Genomic DNA, 2,106 nt, shown 5'->3' with positions numbered 1-2,106 from the left:
ATACTATGGTGGCGGTGTGTATACCAATAGAGGTTACAGCAGACCAAGACCTGGAAGTGACGATAGAGGCACGCCAAGATATGGAAACGGCAATGCCGGAAATGTGGGCAGACCGAGCAGATCTGGTGTTACAAATCCAAATGGTGTAGGTTATGCTCCAAATATTAATGCTGGAAGACCAAGCAGAAACCAAGGTAATGGCAGCTATGCACAACCTCAGGGCTCGCAAGCTGGCAGACCTACAAGGAATGATAATTATAGTCCTCAAGGTACACAAAGTAGCAGGCCTACCAGAAACGAAACCTATACTCCACCTACCAGAACCGAAAGCAGACCTAGTTATTCACCACCACCATCAAATGGCGGCGGAAATAGTGGCGGTGGTTCAACCGGCGGCGGYGGTGGTGGCGGTTCAAGACCATCAAGAGCAGGAAGAGGTTAATTTAAATTTAAACACACAACATGAAAAAATATATTTTAGCTTCACTAGTAGCTACAGTAGCTGCTATAGGAACAACGTACGCCCAAAGTTACGCCCCTGATGCATTCCGCTTTTCTCAAACCAATTATGGTAGTTCTGCTCGATTTAAGGGAATGGGCGGTGCGCAAATTGGGGTTGGAGGTGATATTGGTTCAATTAATGCAAACCCCGCCGGATTGGGTTTATTTACCAAATCTGAGTTTAGTTTAACCCCTGAATTTAATTCTGTATCAAACAATAGCGCATACCTGGGCAATAATACCAAAGCTGATAAAAACCAGATTAATCTGAATAATATTGGCGTTGTATTTTACAGTCCAGCGGCAAGAATAAAGGGAGCTGATGTAAATAAAGGATTGGTAAGTACTGTATTCGGCTTAAGCTATACGAGAAATAACGATTTTTTAAATAACATCAGTTATAATGGAACCAATACCAACAGCTCCATAAGAGATTCATATGTAGATCAAGCAAATAATTTCGGAACCGACAATAGCGTGGCTGGCGATGCTTACAAAAGTTATTTAATTAATAAAAACACACCCACTTTTCCGAATCAATTTTCTGCAGAACCTTATAACAATGCAAATTTTAAACAAAACTGGGATGAGGCACGTTTAGGTTCAACTTCTGAATTTAACGTAGCAGGTGCCCTTAATTTTGGCAATAAGGTATACATTGGTGCAACAGCAAGTTTTGTTAATGTAAAATACACCAGCGATGCTACTTTTACGGAATCCGGCATTGTTAACTCATATAATGATGGTGACGTTGTACCAACATATAACGGAAACGAAAATTACAACCTTACCCACTTTAGAAACCAGGAAACTAAAGGCGGCGGTTTTAATTTAAAATTGGGTGCTATTTTCAGGCCGATAAACGAATTAAGGATCGGTTTGAATTTCCAAACACCAACCTGGATGAATATTGAAGATAATACCAGCGAGACTTTACAGGCAACTACTGCGGGTAATGCTTCTACAGCACCAAACAAATCAAATAACCCTACCCAATACTATTCTTTCAGTTACAACTTACGCACGCCGTTAAAAGCATCTGCAGGTATCAGCTATGTAATTGCTGGTACAGCATTAATCTCAGCTGATGTTGATTATGTAGATTATGCCTCAATGCGTTTTTCTGATTCTAATGGCTCTGATCTTTCAACAATCAATAGCAACAATGCTTTTATCAAAGAATCTTATAAAGAAGCGGTTAACTACAGAGTTGGTGCAGAAGTAAAAGTGACTAACGAAATTAGCTTAAGAGCTGGTTACGGGGTAAACGGAAATGGTGTTAAAGGTGGCGACAATAAATTTTATCAGGGTCAATACTACACCGGTGGAATTGGATACCGCATAGATAACTATTATTTCGATTTAGCGTATCAGAACTACAAAACAAACTTCAGTTCAAGTCCGTATTTATTAGATGATTACAGCGAGCCTGTTGCAGATGTTAAAAGCAATAGAAACAACGTATTCTTAACCTTTGGGGTAAGATTTTAGTAACAACTTGTCTTACAAATTAAGAAGCGCCAGTTTTCTACTAGAGAATTGGCGCTTTTTTTTACCATAAAATTTTACCATAAAAAAGGATACCCAATCGGGTATCCTCAACAT

Annotated in this window: 2 protein-coding genes; both read left to right on the top strand. The window is 39.5% G+C overall.

Features of this window, described 5'->3' with window-relative positions; translation table 11 throughout:
- The coding region (locus tag AC1DND_RS26385; protein ID WP_477585634.1) for a hypothetical protein at positions 1 to 442 on the top strand (442 nt) is incomplete at its 5' end.
- Between the two features lie 20 nt (positions 443 to 462).
- A complete protein-coding gene (locus AC1DND_RS26380; RefSeq protein ID WP_477585632.1) occupies positions 463 to 1,992 on the top strand; it encodes an OmpP1/FadL family transporter in 1,530 nt (509 codons plus the stop codon).
- Positions 1,993 to 2,106: the final 114 nt, after the last annotated feature.

This window comes from Pedobacter sp. 01N416, from assembly GCF_056399685.1.
Note: the sequence above shows the minus strand (reverse complement) of the source record. Positions and strands in the feature narration are given on the sequence as shown.

Bases quoted from the DNA above. Each gene is read 5' to 3' on its own strand.
- AC1DND_RS26380 (WP_477585632.1), top strand. From the start codon at position 463: ATGAAAAAATATATTTTAGCTTCACTAGTAGCTACAGTAGCTGCTATA.